This window comes from Allohahella sp. A8, from assembly GCF_047946665.1.
GTDB lineage: Bacteria > Pseudomonadota > Gammaproteobacteria > Pseudomonadales > Oleiphilaceae > Allohahella.
The window spans coordinates 4362308-4378287 of record NZ_CP172312.1 but is presented as its reverse complement, the minus strand read 5'-3'; the positions used below and the strand labels follow the sequence as shown (position 1 = coordinate 4378287).

Below are 15980 nucleotides of genomic sequence, written 5' to 3'. Positions count from 1 at the left end.
ACCGCTCAAATCATCTCCGTCAGCAAAACCTCTGGATCCCGCAAGACCCGCTCGAAATCCTCCGCGGGCAGCGCAGGTTGAAACAGAAAGCCCTGAAAACAGTGACACCCCATTTCACTGAGCAACGTCATCTGCGCCTTAGTCTCCACACCCTCTGCAATCACGTCAAGACCCATGGCATCAGCCAGGGTCATGATGGTCTGGGCAATCGCAGCGTCATCGGCATTCGTCAAAATGTCGCGGACGAATGACCGGTCGATCTTGAAGGTCGACAGGGGAAGCCGTTTGAGATAACTCAATGAGGAGTAGCCGGTCCCGAAATCGTCCAGTACCAGTTGCAGACCACTGAGCTGCATCTGCTTCATATTCTCAATCGCATCTTCTGTGTTTTCCAGCAGGATGGACTCGGTCAGCTCGAGCTTCAGGCTGGAAGCCTCGACATGCCAGGCCTTCATACTCTTACGCATTTTTGCCAGGCAGCCGGTCTGGTGAAACTGCCGCGCGCTCAGGTTGACGGCAATCTTGATCGGCAAAAGCTGTCTGGCCCATGCGGCCAGCTGGGAGCAGGTCTGGTTGAAGACCCAGTCGCCGAGCTCTTCAATCAAGCCGCAGTCCTCCGCAATCGGGATGAACTCCTCCGGGGGCACGGGACCCAAGCCGGGATGCTGCCACCGTAACAGGGCTTCGGCACCCACAATGGTCAAATTCTCAAGCACCTGGGGCTGGTAATGGATTTGCAGCTGGTCACCGCGATCGAGCGCGGCTCTCAAGCCTTTCTCCAGCGCGCGCCGCCGTCTTGACTCATTCTGCAGCTGCGCATCATAGAAATGATTGGTATTCCGTCCCTTGCCCTTGGCCTTGTACATCGCTAGATCGGCCTGCATGAGCAGCGTCTCGGCACTGTCAGTCGCGCCATCGACCAGGGCGATACCCACACTTCCGGATATCATGACCCTGGCCCTTGCCAAGGTGATTGGATGCTGCACCGCAGCATTGATCTTTCCTGCCAGAAGACTCGCCTGCCTGGCAGCAAGGGTATCATCCGGAGAAAGCTCCGGAGTCAGTAGAACGAACTCATCGCCGCCGATACGACACAGGGTGTCTTCATCGCGCATATCATGTTTGAGGCGCGCAGCAATCACCCTGAGCAGCTCATCGCCGCCATTGTGCCCGCAGGTATCGTTGATGCGCTTGAAGTTGTCCAGATCGATATAAAACAGGGCGCCAAAACTGCGGCCGCGCTGACTGATCTTGATGGCCTGCCTCAGACGATCCATAAATAGAATACGGTTCGGGAGACCGGTTAGCGGATCCTGAAAAGCCATCGCCACCATCTGCTCTTCAGCCTGCCGAAGATCCGTAACGTCCAGGCTAATACCCGTCAGATGCCTGGGGAAGCCTGCCTGATCCCAGGAGACCTGGGCTCGACTAACCAGGTGACGAATCTCACCACTCGGCCGAACGATACGAAATTCGCTATTCAGCGGCTGATGGGTGGACAGTGCCTGCTTCAGGTCAGATTCGAGCCGGCGTCGGTCATCCTCGTGCACACAGTTGAGCCAGAGCTGCCTTTCGCCATTGAATTGCCCTGGAGACAGGCCATAAATCCTGTACATCCAGTGGTCCCAGTTGAGCTTATGCGTTTCGAGATCGTACTCCCAGATACCGATCTGTCCGGCGTCTGCGGCCAGAGCGAGCCGCTCCTTGGCTTGACGCAGCTCACTCTCACTCATGAAGCGATCGTGATAGATGGCCACCAGAGGCTGTCCGGACTCCGGCAGTAGCAGCGCCCTGAGCAGGAACCACCGGCGCTCTTCAGGACTGTGGCAGGGATACTCGAGCGTGAAGTCCTTGCGCTTGCCTTCAACAACTTCCTTGATGCCGTGCAAGGCCAGCGCGGCTGAGGTGTCACCTGACTCTATCGATCGCTGGCAGACGTCGAAATAACTCTGCCCGACCCAGGCTTCGAGCGGCCCCTTGTTCTCCTGTGAGAATCGTATCCACGCAGCATTGACGTAGAGAATGTTGCCAGATTCATCTATGACCACCACATGAGAAGCGCAATGCTCCACAAGTGCCTGCGACAGTTCGGATTTCACCTCCATTCGCATGTCTCCTTCAGGTCTTGCCGCCTGATCTCTGGTTATTTCAGATTGGCATTCAAGCGTCTTCTACATGCGCCTGGATTATAGTTCGCTCCGGGACCGAGACCTTTGAAATTACTATACTCTCTTGGTGGTAAAGGGGGTAGTGAAGCAGACTTCTGAAATTCTTTGACAGCGCTGGTGTTGCAGCCACATCGAAGGCAACGCGGTAGAAGTCGCGACATACAGCGCGATACTGCCTGGCAGTACAGTCCAGAAACAAAGCTTAACCAATGGGAACAACTTAAGACGCATGCTTTGTGGTGAAAATCACTACAATGCTGCGTCGTTTTCCTTCAGCCGAGTTGTCGCCCCTTCGATATGGTAGTAACGCAAAGCGTCCAGAAAAAGCTGGTCACAATCCTGGCCTTGTGCGCACTTGCGTTCGTCGTGCTATCTGCACCCGTGATCAGCTATGTCAGCTTCAACAATCACACCCGTAACGCGAGTGACCAACAGGAACGACTCGTCGAAGCAGTCTCTCAATCTGCTTCCATTGCGGCCTATGTTCAGAACGAAACCATAGCCCAGGACGTTTTGAACGGTCTGATGCTGGATGATGAAATTCGTTACGTCCGCCTATTGGGTGAAGAGGGTTTCAGCGCTGAATCCGAGGGCATTCCACCGGACCAGACGATGCCTGAAACTCATCTGACCGAACATATTCTGAGATCACCGGTCGAGCCGCATGAAAAGATCGGCAGCCTCATGGTCTGGGCCAATGAGCCGCTGATCAGGCGGCGCGCCATCGATTCGGTGAAGAACGACATTCTCCTGCTGGTGAGCCTGTCGGTTCTGTTTTCCATCGCGTCCATTCTGGCGGCTAACAGACTTGTCGGTGCACCGCTGCGAGACCTGGCAAGGCAGCTCTCACAAGCCCGCCCAGGCTCCAGTGAGGTCATCCGCGTCGGTGCTGCCCATCAGCAAGACGAAATCGGGCTGGTGGCCAACAGTGTCAATTCGTTTCTCGGGATAACCCGGGAGGCTCTCGAAGCGGAGCGTGATCTGCGGCTCAAGGTAGAGAAGCTGGATCGTCATTACCGCAATATCTTCGCATCCACTCACGTCGGCATCGTCGTGATGGACGAAAACGGCGTTCTGCTCCACAACAACCCAGTGCTGTTGGAACGGATCATTCCGCTCAGCGCCAATGATCGTTCAAGGCTCCCGGAAAAAGCCTTCTTCGATCTCGCATTCCGGCGCCCCGTCGAAGCCTGGACACTCGTCGACAGCGTTCGGGAACAGGGCGGCACCGCGAGCGCCGACCTGGAGCTTGTATCATCCGACGGGTCTCCCGCCTGGGTACATTGCATCGTGTCCAGCAGCCGGGATAAGGACACAGGCGAGCAGCTTGTCGAAGCCGTCATGTACGACGTCACTTCCCGCATCGTTGAGGCCTCGAAAGCACAGAGAATGGCACAGGAAGATCCGCTCACTGGTCTGCAGAACCGGCGTGGATGCGAGCTGTATTTCGAAAGAACGAGTAGTCAGGCCGCCGGTATGTCGGAATTGGCAGCAATGGTGCTGGACCTGGATGGGTTCAAGGCTGTCAATGATTCACTCGGTCATGCAGCCGGCGATCAGCTTCTGAAGGTGATTGCCCAACGTCTGCAGGCCTGCGTACGGAGCGACAGCGACCTGGTGGGACGTTTCGGTGGGGATGAATTTGTGGTGATCCTCAACCTGCCCTCAAAGAACGCCGATGCCGTCGGCCGGATCGCCCAGAAGATTCTGGACGAAGTATCCAGACCCATCCCCATGGACGGCGCTAGCGACGTATCGGTCGGCGTCAGTATTGGCATCGCCTGCTCCCGCCATTTTCCAGGTTTCGACCAACTCATTAAAGCGGCGGACGCCGCCATGTACCTCGTTAAATCAACTGGCAAAAACAGCTTTCAGTTTGCCAAGCACGCGGATAAATAGAGCCTTGATGATTCGTTTTGACCCCTCACCGAAATACGCCAGGTATTGCCTGAGCGTTTGCCTCCTCTGTGCCTCAATGAACATTCAGGCCGATTCAAGCCTGAAAGTCTCTGGCTTTGCTACTGTCGGCTTCAGTTATGAAAACGAAGATGAGCTCGGCCTGTTCAGGGACAATACCCAACACAAGGATCCGGATCGCGACTTTTCTCTGCTGACGGATTCCCAATTGGGCTTGCAGGCGTCCTATCGCTTCAACCCCAAATGGCATGCCACTACCCAATTGGTAGTCGCGGATAAGGCTGAATACGATTTTGATTCGGCCACCGAATGGGCATTTGTGGGCTACTCCCCCGTGCCGGATATCGATATTCGCGCCGGGCGAATAGCGGTCGACATGTTTCAGCTCTCCGACGTCCGTCGAGTCGACTACACCTTCCTCTGGGTGCGACCACCCACCGAGATGTACGGCTGGATCGTGCCCTACTCCATTGACGGCATCGATGTGGCCAAGGCCTTTGAAATTCAACAGGTTTACATGCGCGCCAAGCTTCAGTACGGCTCGACCAAGCCTGTCATCCAGGTGCCTGACGGTAGCCAGGAATTTGAGACGGAATTTGATGACCTGGCGATTGCCTCGTTGACCGGCGAGTACCGCGACTGGTCAGCCCGGATAAGCTACGCTCATTTTCGAACGGCCGGCATGAACGACGAGTTCCGCGCTCTGACAGATGTGTTCGCTGGTATTGGCAACATGCCAGGCCCCGTGGGTGCAGAAGCCAGCCTCTTTGCCTCGGGGTTCGAGGATTCCTTCAGTGCCAACGTGGACTATTATCAACTGGGCCTCAACTACGACGATGGATTGCGCATCTTCAATATAGAGCTGGCCAAGCTGAAGAGTAAGGCTTCGATCATGCCGACGGGGAACGCCGGCTATGTCAGCCTGGGGCATCGTTTCGGCTCCCTCACCCCCTTCGTGGTCTACTCAGCGTTCCAGCCCGATAGGGATCTCGTGAACAGCTCGGCTGACTGGTCCATGATGCCAGGCGGCGAAGGTTTGAGAGACATTGCCACCAGCATTCTGAACGGGGCCTACCTCGATCAGTACACGACATCCCTTGGCCTGCGGTGGGACCCCGCGCTACGGACTGCAGTAAAAGTGCAGTATGATCGCACCTCGATCAGCGCCAGGGGTTATGGGCTCTGGGCATTCGAGGATGGTCGACAGGATGCTGACTCAACGGTCGACGTTCTGTCGCTCTCCGTCAATGTGATTTTCTGAGGTGACGGTGAAACGATTACTGAGTTTTTTCTTATCCGCTCTCATGAGTTACGGCGTCGCAGCTGATATTTTTGTGGTCATGCATGCAGATGCTCCGGTTGAGCACCTCTCCCGTGAGGACGTTCGTGACCTGTATCTGGGCCGTAGCAAAGTGCTGCCGAATGGTGAGTTCGTACGCATTTACGACCGGGGAGAGCGCAGTGATATTCGCGCAGACTTCTTCGAGCATCTTGCCGGGATGGACTTGCGTCAGGTCGACGCATTCTGGGCGCGTCTCGTGTTTGCAGGGAGAATGCTGCCTCTGGAACACGTCAGTGACGCCACTGAGCTGGAGCGTTTTCTCGCAGCAGACATGAACACCATCAGTTATCTGGCGAGTCCGCCTGAACAGGCGAGTCTGAAGGTGGTGTATACCGCTGCGCAGTGAGGGCGCTGCCAGCTCGTCGCTATACCGAAACGGCGCATGTCTCGCGCTGATTTCGATGTTGCAAAGCTATGCGCCAATAGTTCTGGGCATTAAAGCCACTAGCCCATGCTCATTACTGAAGGTGACTTCACCGTCCTGAATCGTCACCTGGAAATTCATCGCGCGCTGAGCAAGGCCGGCCAACTGCTCTGTGGCCTCCGGGTCGAAGTTTACGCAGCTCAGATTCCTGAAGCGGGCGAGCTTGGCCTGGTTCTTTTCCCACCAGAGCGACACACTGCGACCGCCGTAGGTGTACAGCTTGACCTGCTTTGAACGGCTGCAGGCTTTGCGCAGGCGGCTCTCATCTGGCAACCCCAGTTCTATCCAGAGTTCGATCTCGTCGCTCAGACTTTTTTGCCACAGGTCTGGCTCGTCACTGCTACTCAGGCCTCTGGTAAATTCCAGCCTCTCACTGGCATTCAGCGCGAATGCCAGAAGCCGCACCATCATGCGCTCGTCGTTCTCAGATGGATGCCGCGCCAGCGTCATCTGGTGATCGGCATAATAATGGCGATCCATATCGGCAATGTTGAGCGTGACTTTGAAGATGGTCGCTTTGAGGGCCATGGGGTTCCTGTTGTGAGAGCTGGGCAATGTGCTGCGAGCTTAACGTTCGGATTTCATTATTGATACAGTGAAGGCCAGTTGGAGCGCTGGTTGGAAGTGCCTTTTGCCACCTGCAGTCGTGGGCTTCGCCTTCCTCGTCAATTAATGGTTCGTTGCGATTCACTGTCTGTACCTCTCCCCCATTTTTCTAAGCCTGGCAGTGCCCTGCGAGTGCGCGCAGCGCCAGAAAGTCTGAAATGGCTATCGTCTAATCACCGGCTATCATTAAGAGGCGTAGATCAGCATTGGCTAACTGCTAGATCGCCGCGCTTCACCTCCATCTACGGAATACTTTATGCCGCTGTCATCTCCTCCATCTTCTGCTTCTCCATCGTTATGCCCCCGACTTCTGCCCCTTGCCTTGACAGCCATAGTTGCGACCCTTGCCGGCTGCGACAATAACGGCTCGAAAAAGTCCAATGTAAAGGTGCCGGACGGAATCTTTTTTGACGCCCCGGTAGAAGGGCTCGGCTACACCTCATCATCAGTACTGACTGTTCCCGATGGAGACGGCCCTGACCGAGAAATCAGTAGGGTGCCGACCAAAGTCGCCCTGTCAAAAGACGGCAGTGTTATAGTCTTGAAAGACTCTGGGACAAATAGCCTGCTCGTTTCAGACGACTCTGGCAAGAACTGGAGCGCGAAAACGGCGAGCTTCGATATTGCAGGCATTTTCGTTTCCAACGATGGGTCAACTGTTATCGCCTCTGATGCGGATAACACCGGCTTGATATCAAGAGATCGTGGAGTCTCATGGAGTTCGCTAGAGAATTTTTCGTGCGGTAAGAATCCTAAAGTGGTGGGTTCGGCAGATGGTCGCATACTTTACTCTGCAGCCTTTTCCTATACCGCCAGGTCGGGGGAGTCTGGCGTTGTCGGCACCTGCTACAGGAAGTCGTTGGATGGCGGCGTTTCGTGGTCGGAGACGTTAGTGCCGACTACGGACTACATTGGCTCCCCGAACGGCGTTTTCGGATCTCCTGATGGCCAGACCGTTGCTATTGCAACAGGCGCGGCGAAATTAGGGGGCGTGAACCCTGCAGCGCTCTATGTTTCGGTGGACGCCGGTGTCACGTGGAAGCAGCTGAGGGCGGGTGCGAACCAAAGTTATATCGACGTTAAAATGTCAGATAACGGACAGATTATCTTTACCACCACCTACACGGCCACGTACATTTCAAGAGATGGCGGCTCCACCTGGTCAGACGGTTTACCAAACGAAGCAGGTCCGCTCCAGCTGCTCTCTAGCACTATCGCGATGTCATCCGATGGTCGCCGCCTGCTTCTAACACTTCGTGACGGCGAGTCAAAGATTTCCGAAGATGGCGGTCGTAGCTGGATGCCTGTCGCCGAGGGTGTTACATCCGGTCTTGGCGGTCTTTCAGCCGACGGATCGACTCTGGTCATTGCTCCGCAGACCGGCCAAACGACCGTCTATGGAACGCGGATTGGCGGCCCTCTTCCTGGCCACCCCCTCGGCCTCTCCCTTACAGCGGATGAAATACCTCTCTACCAGGTGCGGATCGAGAAAAGCGCGTCGATGCGCTTTACGGACGCCAACGGCGGCTTTAATTGCGAAAATGACGGCAGCATCACGTTCTATCTCGGCAATCAGGCACTTGGCACGCTGGCGTGCGCGGGACTCGTGCATGTGCTTCAGCTGGATGACCCAGCAGATGAGGCAGGGATCTCGCGCGGTCTGCGTATCGCACAGGCGCTACAGACGCTTGATCGTAACCGGTCGTCCGACGGTGTCGTGAGAAAGATAAAGCTGTGGGATCTGTCCCAGAATAAGATTGATATTGACTTTACGGCAAGCGAAGAGAAGTTTACCGAAAGCCTTCAAAAAATCTACTCGGAGCTCCCGGACGTCAATGATAAACCATTCAGCATGGTTACGCCCGATGACGCAGCCGCTCACATAGATGACTCGCTGGGCTCTTCAGAGGCAGGCTTCGCTGTCCCCAATATCAAGCTGGCTTGCGGCAAGAATCCTTGCCCGCCAACTCTGCAGGCCGTCCAAAACAAAGACACTCAGCAGCGTGTTGGCGGAACCGTGACTGGCCTGCCTGTCGGCCGAAAGGCCACACTAGAGCTGGCGTATACCTCATTGGACGGCGATAAGACAGCGGAGACATTCGTACTGTCTGCTAATGGAGTGTATAAATTCGCTTCCAGTGCCGCCCCAAAACAGCCCTATACCGTCTCGCTCAAGAAAAAGCCAAGCGACCCAGGTGTCACCTGTGAGATGACTAATGCTTCCGGCACGATGCCACTCGGCACAGTCAGTGACGTCGATATGACTTGCTCGGTCGCTACGCCGCTAAAAATGACCCTCGGCGGCACGATCAGCGGCCTTGCGCCGGATCAATCCGTCACTCTGGTTACCGGCAACAACGCCGTGCTTGCAATCGCGAACGGTCAGTTCACCTTCCCACGCCAAGTCAATGCTGGTCAGTTGTACGAGGTGCGCGTTCTTAGCGCAACCCCAGCCCGCCTGCAGTGCGGCGTTGCGTCGGGGACAGGACAGGTGCCCGTCAATTACGAAACCTCGACAATCACAACCGTTCAGATTACCTGCGAACCACTGCCGTCGTACGTCGTATCGGGCTCGATCTCCGGGTTGCCTGACGGCGAGAGTCTTACTGTGATTGCGCGGGACAGCGACCGCCTTCAGCCCGTGACCCTGAGTGCGGAGAATGGTGACTTTGCGTTTGCGCTGCCGTTTACCGGCGACTACAGCGTTTCGGTCTCAGACCTGCCCCTGAGTCACACATGCTCGGTAGACGGTAGCGAAGGAGAGGCAGAATTCCCAAGTGTCTCGGTCGCCATAGCTTGCGAAATAGCTGAAGGCACATCGTACTCCATCAAGGGCACCGTCAGCGGACTGCCCTCTGGCGAGACAGTCACCGTTAGCAATACTGACAGCCTTGCTGGCACTTCGTTTGAAGTTTTGAATAGCAACGGCAACTACAGCTTCGAGGCTGCTTTTACCGGCAACTACAGTCTCGCCCTGTCACCGCTCGGCAACGGACTGGTGTGCTCACTGAGCAGCGTATCCGGATCACCGGCTTACCCAAGCGTTATTTCCGATGTGAGCTGTAGCGGTGCGAGCGTATCTGGTGTGATTACAGGTTTGCCGGACAATGCGTCCATTCAGGTCGACTTCGGCGCCAGCCTCGGGAACAGCATCGAATCTGTGAGCGGCTCATCCCCTTCATTCAAGAGCAAATATCTTCAGCCGGGAACGACCTATGACGTCAAAGTCTTATCCACGTCAGGCGGAATCACCTGTGAACCTGTCGTTAATGGCATAGGAACCATGGGAAGCACCGGTGTGACAGACCTTTCTATAAGCTGTGCTTCCGGCAGTACAGGTACAGCGCCAGGATCGTTGGGCGGGACTGTCTCGGGCCTTCTGGATGGAGATATCGTTGCGATCCAGGATTCGCTAGGGGATGCAGGATTTCTCGATTCAGCGGGTAATGGAAGTTTTACCCTGCCCAATGGGGTTGCTCCAGGGATCGACTACTTCATCGAAGTAATCTACGCGGGACCGCCTGAGTCAGGCGGTACTTGTTCGGTAATGTCTAACGCCGAAGGGACAATGCCGGCTGCTGACGCCAACCCGAACTACGTAGATAATGTAGTAGTCAACTGCTCTTACTGAGCGATCAGATCCACCGTACCCGGTTCGCCGGGTGCTGGCGGAGTTGCGAATCACAGACGCGTTTCAGTCACTCGATTACGAACCTGCCGCTTGCCCTCCTGGCGAACTACTAAGGATTCCTTAGCAGTTGCCTCCTCGCTCAGCTCTTCCTTCCGGAAGATATTCTGGAAGAACGTAAGCGGGCTGGTATCGAATAGCTGGCTCATCTGCAGCTGACTTAGCCTCACCGTATCCTGCTCCAATGCCACTTCCAAGCTGCGCCTGACCATCGCTTGAAGTGAATATTCGTACCTGTTGTTTAATCACGACCGCGGCCTGCCAACGCCTGCTCGATGAAGTCAGGGCGCACGGTCGTGCGAGGCACGGCATTACGCGCAGGCCCACTCCGCGAGTTCTTGCCGCGCCGTGAGCCTCGTCTCGACCCGCCTTGTAATTGCTCGCGCTGCGACACCACCTCAGCGAACCACACCCGCACATCCTCATCCAGGCCGATGCCATACATGTAGTTGTACAACGCCTTGTTCAGCGCCTGCCCCAGGACATCGTGGTCAACCCCTGTGGGATCGATGAAACCAACATCGTTTTTGGCGAAGGTGCCGGGCGGAAGCGGCTTCAGCTGGATGCCGTAATCATCTGGCGATAGACCGACCGGCGAATGCACCGTACAGGTAAAGCGATGGAAGAAGCCTGACTGAATGCAGCCATTGGCAAACAACTGGCGCACATATTCCAGCGCATCAACCGTTTCCTGCAGTGTCTGAGTCGGAAAGCCATACATCAGGTAGGCATGGACCAGAATACCTGCATCCGTGAAGGCACTCGTAACCCTGGCCACCTGAGCGACTGACACGCCCTTCTGCATCAACTTCAGCAAACGGTCCGACGCCACTTCCAGTCCACCCGAGATCGCAATGCAGCCGCTATCGGCCAGCAGTTGGCAGAGATCCGGGGTGAATGATTTCTCGAAGCGGACATTGCCCCACCAAGAGATGGTGCGTTGGCGTTGCAATAATTCCTGCGACAATGCACGCAAAGTTTTCGGCGGCGCGGCCTCATCCACAAAATGAAAGCCGGTCTCACCAGTCTCGGCCACGATGGCGTCGATGCGATCGGCCAGTGTGCTGGCCGCTGCGGTCTCGTAGCGTCCGATATAGTCGAGACTGACATCGCAAAAGCTGCACTTCTTCCAGTAGCAACCATGCGCCAGTGTCAGCTTGTTCCAGCGCCCGTCCGACCACAGCCGGTGCATGGGGTTGAGCATATCGAGCAGCGACAGATATCTGTCAGTCGGCAGGCCATCCCAGGTGGGCGTCCCCACATGGGCAAAGGGGACATCGGGATCGCCAGCGTTGATGAAACGAACCGAGTCATCCACTCGCAAGTAAGTGCGTTGTAGTCCGTCAAGCGGACGTGAGCCGAAGCGGTGCTCTAACAAGGCAAGAAGCGGCTGCTCGCCATCGTCCAGCGTGACATAGTCGAAGTAATCGAACACGCGGGGCTCTGCGAGTTCGCGCAGCTCCGTATTCACATAGCCACCGCCCAGCACAGTGATTGCATTTGGCATCACACGCTTGACGGTCTGGGCGATACGAAATGCAGCGTAAACGGACCCTGGGAAAGGCACTGAGAGCAGGACAACAAGCGCCTGGTCTTCAACTGTATGGCGAGCAAGTAGCTTGATAACAAGCTCATCAAGATATTCGTCGATCAAGTTAAAGGGGGCAACTAACGCCTTAGCAAGGGGCTCGAAACTCGCTTGACTCTGAGCCAGAGACTCGGCATAGCGCACGAATTCAAAGCGCGGATCAACCGCCTCCCTGACGACATCTGCCAGATCATTCAGATACAGCGTAGCGAAATGCCGTGCGCGATCCTGAACGCCCAGTGCACCAAAGGCCCAGCCCAGCGGATCGCCACCATCGGGATCGACATAGATCTCCAGTGAGTCGAAGCGAGGGCCTTCTGGCAGATAACGGCGGCTGACAATGCGGTGCGCCAGAGTTGAATCACGTCCCTGCAAGAAAGCAACGACAGGATCGATGGTGGCCTGGTACTGATCAAATTGTTCGCTGAAGGACTCCAGAGCCGGCGATCTTCCAGCGAGCGATGTCGCCGTGACTGCCTTGTACAACTCGGTGATGCCGGCTGCGCTGAACATGCGCAGGACGAGCGCAAGGGCCAGATCATCCTGCACTGCATCAACCCCACGCGAACGCAAAAACCCAGTGATATACGCCGTTGATGGATAGGGTGTATTGAGCTGCGTCATCGGAGGGATGATGCTGAGCACCCTTGGCGACGCGTCCAGCTTGAGGCGAGGTGTCTGATCTTCCGAAGACACCATCGGAATAATCCGATTATCGGATGTCTGGCGGGTAGATTGGCTTGGATTGATCAATGGAAACGTCTCGCACTCGTGAGAAGAACAGGAAGGGTTCTCCCGTTTGTTCGAGGCAGTATATCATTTAGGAAATAACGGGGTTCTCTGTTTCCGAGATGGGTCTTCGGCGTTGAAGGGATCCAGCCGCGCTATAGTGCGCGGCTGGTGTCACAACTGCTGGAGCTGCTGACTGCGGTGGCGAGTGCTGACGCTAACCCGCCAGCGCTATTTCGGAGACTTTGAGGGCTTGCCTGACTCGCCTGTCTTTTCCTTCTCGTTCCCCTTTTCCTTGTCTTTCCCCTTCTGCAGAATCAGGGCGACATCCTCGCCTTCGAACGCCGTGCCATCATACAGCTTGCCCTCGATCACCACGGTCACTGACTGTCCATCAGTGACTGGGCCGAAGCGCTCCACCACAGCTTTCTTGTCAAACTTCATGGTGAGATCGAGCTGACCGTCAGCTGCGTCCTCGTGGCAGTCCATATAGCCGGCCTTGCCCTCCCGAAGCGCATAAGGTGTCGCCACGTCGTCGTAATCAAAGCGCAATGGCGCGAGGCCGAGTATGCGCACACTATCCACATCCACCATCGAAACGTCGAAGCCCGGGGTGCCGAGTATTGCCACAGCGAGGACGCCGCCGCCCTTGACCTGCACAGGATTAGGACACGCCCCCGGCTTGAGATCGAATGGAACCGCGAGAGGCGTAAGGTCTGCCTCAGTATCATGGTCGGTATCTGCAACAGGATCTTCCGCGTTGTCATCCGCAGAACCATTGTCCCCGCCGGCATCGACGTCGGCCCCTGTATCCGCCCCTGTATCAACCCCGGCGTCGCCACCGGCATCAGCGCCTGAATCAGCCCCGGCATCAGCACCTGAATCAGAGCCGGCAACATCTCCAATCTCAGCTGAGCTTTGCTCGAGTTTGATAGTTGTGGTGATCCGGAAGTGCGAATCCGGCCTGAAGCGCTCGGAGACGAAAAAATCGAAGTCGTAGCTGCGGCCTTTCTCAAGATTCAGGTGATCAAGATTCACATATTTCGTGAGTGCGCCGTGCACGCCACCGATATCTATGACCAGGCGACCATCGATGAAGAGCCAGGCATCGTCAGCTCCGGTAAAGTGAAACTCTTCCCCGCCCGAGTAGGTGAAGTGAGCATGAACTTCATAGGTGAAATGGTAGTTGTGTTCGTACACTTCGTTGCCGAAGAGCCGATGGTCGATGGGAAAGAAGCTGCTACTGGCGTAGTTGAACGCAGTGGTGTCTGGGCTTAGCTCATTGGAGAGTGTAATGCTCAGCGGCGCTGCCAGATTCACACCCTCGACATCCCGGAACCATTGATCGAAGGTTTCAGGAGAAGAAAGACACTTGTATCCATGCGGACCGAAGAGAGGCTTGCGATCGAGACCAATTCGGTCGGCCACCAGCCCCTGCTGTACGCCGCAGTTGAAGGACTGAAAATCAGGATGAGCTTCCTTGAAGTCTCTCACTGTGCCTGCAAGACCGTATGTTTCACCGAAGGCGGGGGCTGGTATCGAAACAACAGAAAGCACGAGTAATGAGTACAGCTTTGGATACGACATTAGGACTCCTGGCTTGTAGCCATACATCTTGAGCACCGACATCTGAGAGACGTCTAATCAAAATAGCCGGGCACAAAGAATGCCAGAGGCAGACGCAGCCAATAAAATTAGGTAGAAGCGTTATTTGAGCTCGACAGCTCCGCTTTCGCTGATTGCTCGAGCGGGTCAAAATGTGACGCACTTTGTCACCAAGATGTGAGCTGCGTCACTTTTTCGAACCCTTCACTGAGGCGGAGGCCTGCGCTTGATACTCAGGTCCCCCGCGTGTGCGCCCTTGCCTCCACAACAGTAAAGCGAGTCAGGCCAATGAGCTGCCCTGATTCGGTCGTCACGCGCACCTGCCAGCGTCCCACAACGTCAGCAGGGAAGCTCAGCTTGTGGGTCCAGGCGCGATAGCCGCTCTTGCGCCCGCCCTTGATGTCGAGGGTGATGCTATCCACTACGACACCTTCGTGCATCCAGACATGGCTGATTTTCTCCCGCAGTCCACGAGGCGCACTCACGGCGCTCCAGGCATACAACCCATCGCGTTTCAGGGTGGCTGCATCGATCTGTACAAGGCTGGCTTCGGGCTTGCGCTGTTCGCGATCAAGCTGCTGTGAAAGCGTCATATCGGTAAGGCGCAGTGCGGCAGGCGGCACCCAGCTACGTGCCTGCCAGAGACCAGCGGCCAGTGCGATCAACAGCAGGATGAGCAGTGGCAATCGCCACCAGCCATCAGTCGGTAGCAGTCGACCCAGGCTCGGCAAACTGAACAGCAGCGCTACCACCAATGCCAACTGCAGGCTTTGTGCGGTCGTGAGCTGAAGAATAAGAGGCAAGACCACCAGCAAGACTGCGAACAGTGCGAATGCGTGAAAGATGACGAACAGCGATCTGCGCGGAGCCAGTAAGCGGTAGTAGATCGGGTCGATAACGGATATCAGCGCGCAGATCACGAGCAGTCCGGTGAACACGGCCTGGCCATGATCCCAGCTGGTGACCACGAGAAAAAAAGGCAGCGCGAAAAACAGGCTCTCCTGCTGCACCATCTGAGTGGCGTAACGCATGCCCCCAGGGGGAATGTCGATACCGAATCGCCTGGCAATACCAGCGCGTAGCCAGTTTTCAAGGATCAACCAAATCCAGCCTATCAGCATCAGCACCGCGAACAACTGCGCGAAGGCCGCTCGACCTTCTACCAGGAAATAGCTGGCGACACCCGAAGCAAAGCCAAATATTGCCATCAGGCCGGGATAGCGCTTGAGCAGCTCGATCAGACCGACTACGAAGGATTTGAGCTTGATCAATGCTGTGTCACTGGGGGAGGCATCTCGATGCGGAATGATTGGTACCCGTTTAGCATAGACTGCCTCGCATGAGAGTGGTCAATTTGTCAGGTTCAAGGACTCAGCTGAGGCGCATCTTAGACCAGGTTGTCGATGATGCGGATTACACATTCATCACTCGAAGAGACGGAGACGATGCAGTGGTCATGTCCCTGGACCAGTTCAATGGTTTGATGGGAACAATCCATCTCTTGAAGGGCCCGGCGAACGCGGCTCACCTAAGCAAGTCTATAGAGCAATACCGTTCTGGGCGCACGGAGGCGCATTGTTTAACCGATGACCGAAATACTGGCATGGACGAAGGAAGCCTGGTCGGACTGCGTTTATTGGCAGGGCAAGCTAAAAAGACGTTGAAGCGAATCAATAAGTTGATCATCGACGTTCAGCGCAATTCATTCGAGGGTATCGGTAAACCTGAGCCGCTGAAAGAAAACCTCGCGGGCTTTTGGTCACGCCGGATAGACGAGACGAACAGGCTTGTTTATGCCGTTGACGATATGATTCTAACCGTGATTTATTGCTGTTATCACTAAGCCGAAGGCCACCCTCACCGCGGCCTTCGACATGGCCACCTTAGCAGCGGCGTCACGAAGCGACCGACCT

10 protein-coding genes and 2 pseudogenes are annotated in these 15980 nt (G+C 55.9%); 6 read left to right on the top strand and 6 right to left on the bottom strand.

Translation table 11 applies throughout. The features are described from left to right. Positions 1–5: 5 nt before the first annotated feature. Positions 6–2105 (bottom strand): EAL domain-containing protein, encoded by a 2100-nt coding sequence (locus ACH3PB_RS19590; RefSeq protein WP_416397172.1) that lies wholly within the window; start codon positions 2103–2105, stop codon positions 6–8. A gap of 360 nt (positions 2106–2465) precedes the next feature. Here ACH3PB_RS19590 and ACH3PB_RS19585 point away from each other — a divergent pair, with 360 nt between their 5' ends. The 3 genes from ACH3PB_RS19585 (at position 2466) to ACH3PB_RS19575 (ending at position 5773) form a co-directional block, all read left to right on the top strand. Then, positions 2466–4067, top strand: a complete 1602-nt coding sequence (locus ACH3PB_RS19585) for a diguanylate cyclase domain-containing protein (RefSeq protein WP_416397171.1) — start codon at positions 2466–2468, stop codon at positions 4065–4067. Between the two features lie 76 nt (positions 4068–4143). Beyond that, positions 4144–5346, top strand: coding sequence for a hypothetical protein (locus tag ACH3PB_RS19580; protein WP_416397170.1), 1203 nt, complete (start codon positions 4144–4146; stop codon positions 5344–5346). A gap of 43 nt (positions 5347–5389) precedes the next feature. Continuing rightward, positions 5390–5773 carry a hypothetical protein gene (locus tag ACH3PB_RS19575; RefSeq protein ID WP_416397169.1) on the top strand — a complete coding sequence of 128 codons (384 nt, stop codon included), beginning with the start codon at positions 5390–5392 and terminating at the stop codon, positions 5771–5773. A 66-nt stretch (positions 5774–5839) separates the two neighbouring features. Here ACH3PB_RS19575 and ACH3PB_RS19570 read toward each other — a convergent pair whose 3' ends face one another. Next, the gene (locus ACH3PB_RS19570; protein WP_416397168.1) at positions 5840–6379 is read right to left on the bottom strand and encodes a YaeQ family protein; all 540 of its coding nucleotides are present in this window, start codon (positions 6377–6379) and stop codon (positions 5840–5842) included. A gap of 400 nt (positions 6380–6779) precedes the next feature. On the opposite strand from ACH3PB_RS19570, the gene ACH3PB_RS19565 reads away from it, so the two are divergent. Continuing rightward, complete coding sequence (locus ACH3PB_RS19565) at positions 6780–10088, top strand: WD40/YVTN/BNR-like repeat-containing protein (RefSeq protein WP_416397167.1); 3309 nt, start codon at positions 6780–6782, stop codon at positions 10086–10088. 50 nt (positions 10089–10138) lie between these two features. Here ACH3PB_RS19565 and ACH3PB_RS19560 read toward each other — a convergent pair whose 3' ends face one another. The 4 genes from ACH3PB_RS19560 to ACH3PB_RS19545 all read right to left on the bottom strand — a co-directional run bounded on the left by ACH3PB_RS19560 (position 10139) and on the right by ACH3PB_RS19545 (position 15338). After that, the gene (locus ACH3PB_RS19560; protein WP_416397166.1) at positions 10139–10342 is read right to left on the bottom strand and encodes a hypothetical protein; all 204 of its coding nucleotides are present in this window, start codon (positions 10340–10342) and stop codon (positions 10139–10141) included. A gap of 44 nt (positions 10343–10386) precedes the next feature. After that, on the bottom strand, positions 10387–12486 hold the full coding sequence (locus ACH3PB_RS19555; RefSeq protein ID WP_416397165.1) for a B12-binding domain-containing radical SAM protein: 2100 nt from the start codon (positions 12484–12486) through the stop codon (positions 10387–10389). A 207-nt stretch (positions 12487–12693) separates the two neighbouring features. Next, a complete protein-coding gene (locus ACH3PB_RS19550; protein WP_416397164.1) occupies positions 12694–14049 on the bottom strand; it encodes a fibro-slime domain-containing protein in 1356 nt (451 codons plus the stop codon). Between the two features lie 251 nt (positions 14050–14300). After that, positions 14301–15338 (bottom strand): DUF5924 family protein, encoded by a 1038-nt coding sequence (locus tag ACH3PB_RS19545; protein ID WP_416397163.1) that lies wholly within the window; start codon positions 15336–15338, stop codon positions 14301–14303. A 68-nt stretch (positions 15339–15406) separates the two neighbouring features. On the opposite strand from ACH3PB_RS19545, the pseudogene ACH3PB_RS19540 reads away from it, so the two are divergent. Together ACH3PB_RS19540 and ACH3PB_RS19535 are read left to right on the top strand one after the other, a co-directional pair. Further along, positions 15407–15658 (top strand): annotated as a pseudogene (locus tag ACH3PB_RS19540) (type II toxin-antitoxin system Phd/YefM family antitoxin); the annotation flags it as partial. After that, positions 15654–15910, top strand: a pseudogene (locus ACH3PB_RS19535) (Txe/YoeB family addiction module toxin). The pseudogenes ACH3PB_RS19540 and ACH3PB_RS19535, both read left to right, overlap by 5 nt. The last annotated feature ends 70 nt before the right edge of the window (positions 15911–15980 follow it).